Genomic DNA, 1583 nt, shown 5'->3' with positions numbered 1-1583 from the left:
GAGGCCGTGTGAGAACGCAGATCCCTTAGGTTCAAGGCGAAGGTCCTGAGAGTGTCGCAGAGCGAAGTGGTGGCCTTCAGGCCCGGATCGCCGCCATCAGCGGACCGACCCCGAAGATCTGGATCATCCGCTTCATGTTGTAGGCCAGAACCTGCAAGCTCATCTCGGTCCTGACCTTCGCCAAGGTCCGGGTCAGGAAGTGTGTTGCTCCCATCCAGGCCTTCAGTGTGCCGAATGGGTGCTCCACCGTCTGGCGACGGATCTTCATCGCGTCTGGCATCCGGTCGAGCCGCTCCTGCATCGCATCGAGCACGTCCTCGTGCACCCAGCGTTTGATCCGCCGCATCTCTGCGGGCGTGCAGCGGGGCTTGAGCGCACAATCGAGACAGGCCGTCAGGTTGCGGTAGTGGTCCATCGCGTCGCCCTCGGTTCGGCGATCGGACCGGACAAGCCCCTTGGTCAGGTGCTGGCCGGCCGGACAGGTGTAGTGGTCCCTCTCAGCGTCGTAGATGAAGTCCTGCCCCGTGAAGAGGCCACGCTTGGCATGGCCCGAGGTCAGGATCTTGGGCACGCACGGCAGCACCCCGGTGCCCTCGCAGGCCAGCACCTGCTCCCCGTTGAGGTAGCCCCGGTCGGCCAGCACCGTGAGCCTCGCGCATCCCGTCGCTGCCTGCGCCAGGAGGCCCATCGGCGCGAGCTGCGCCCGGTCGCTGCCGACGTTGGTCACCGCATGCGCCACGATCAGGTGGTGCTCGGTATCGACCGCGGCCTGGACGTTGTAGCCGACCATGCCGGTGCCCTTGCCGCTGGTTGCCATGGAGCGCGCGTCGGGATCGGTCAGCGAGACTTGGCCGTCGGGGGCGGCCTCGACTTGCCGGCCCATCGCCTGGAGAACCTGCATCTGCTCGCGCAGACGAGCGATCTTCTCATTGAGCCGCGTCGTGCGCGCCTCTGCGATGTCGCTCGGCGCGCGGTCGGCCCGATCCAGCGCCGCGAGGTAGCGGCCGATGTTCGCCTCAACCTGCGCCAGACGGGCTTCGACCTTGGCGGCGGTGAAGTTCTTGTCGCGGTTGTTGACCGCCTTGAACTTGCTGCCGTCGATGGCGACAACCGCTTTGCTGAACAGGTTTAACTGGCGGCACAGCACCACGAACTGCGCGCAGGCCGCCTGAATGCCCGGGCCATTGTCCTTGCGGAAGTCGGCCAGCGTCTTGAAGTCGGGCATCAGCCGGCCGGTGAGCCAGATCAACTCGATGTTGCGCTGACTCTCGCGTTCGAGGCGGCGGCTCGACGGGACGCGGTTGAGGTAGCCGTAGAGATAGATCTTGAGCAGCGTCGCCGGGTGATAGGCCGGACGGCCCGTCGCCTCCGGCACGGCGCCCGCGAAGCCGAGCACGGCTAGATCCAGTTCATCGACGAAGACCTCGACCAGGCGAACCGGATTGTCGGCGGTGATGTAGTCGTCCAGGCAGTCGGGAAGGAGCGTGATCTGCTGACGATCCTCGCCTGCGATGAAGCGCTTCATCCCGACCTCCTCAGACCAGGATCTACTCTACCAAATCAGCGCGTTTTCACACAGCCTG

The 1583-nt window shown here is 65.4% G+C and carries 1 protein-coding gene; it reads right to left on the bottom strand.

Annotated features, from left to right (window positions below; translation table 11 throughout):
* Window positions 1-76 precede the first annotated feature (76 nt).
* Complete coding sequence (locus BM228_RS33440) at window positions 77-1525, bottom strand: IS1182 family transposase (protein ID WP_092047637.1); 1449 nt, start codon at window positions 1523-1525, stop codon at window positions 77-79.
* Window positions 1526-1583 lie beyond the last annotated feature (58 nt).

Source organism: Methylobacterium pseudosasicola, from assembly GCF_900114535.1.
Lineage (GTDB): Bacteria > Pseudomonadota > Alphaproteobacteria > Rhizobiales > Beijerinckiaceae > Methylobacterium > Methylobacterium pseudosasicola.
This window is presented reverse-complemented; position numbering and strand designations above follow the sequence as displayed.

What these genes read in the sequence shown, in the direction of transcription:
- BM228_RS33440 (WP_092047637.1), bottom strand. Translation starts at nt 1,525, where the DNA reads ATGAAGCGCTTCATCGCAGGCGAGGATCGTCAGCAGATCACGCTCCTT.